This is a genomic window from Vogesella mureinivorans, assembly GCF_007644035.1.
Classification (GTDB): Bacteria; Pseudomonadota; Gammaproteobacteria; order Burkholderiales; family Chromobacteriaceae; genus Vogesella; species Vogesella mureinivorans.
The window spans coordinates 1-328 of the sequence record NZ_VMTV02000077.1 but is presented as its reverse complement, the minus strand read 5'-3'; the positions used below and the strand labels follow the sequence as shown (position 1 = coordinate 328).

1 protein-coding gene is annotated in these 328 nt (G+C 67.1%); it reads right to left on the bottom strand.

What is annotated here, in order from left to right; genetic code table 11:
• Positions 1–328 (bottom strand): thiamine pyrophosphate-binding protein (locus tag FLQ44_RS02020; protein ID WP_276607820.1); only part of this gene is annotated, 328 nt, incomplete at both ends.

The window sequence follows — 328 nt, the reverse complement described above, 5'->3', positions numbered from 1 at the left end:
CTTTCGGGAAGTCGATCAGCACCGGCCCGGGCCGGCCGCTCTTGGCGATGCGGAAGGCCTCGTGGACGACTTTCGGGATGTCTTCGATCGAGCGCAGCAGGAAGCTGTGCTTCACGATCGGCAGGGTCATGCCGTAGACGTCCAACTCCTGGAAGGCATCAGTGCCCATCAGGGTGGTCGGCACCTGGCCGGTCAGCACCACCATCGGCACCGAGTCCAGAAAGGCATCAGCGATGCCGGTGACCAGGTTGGACGCACCGGGGCCCGAGGTGGCCACGCACACGCCGACCTTGCCCGAGGCGCGCGCGAAGCCGTTTGCGGCGAGCGC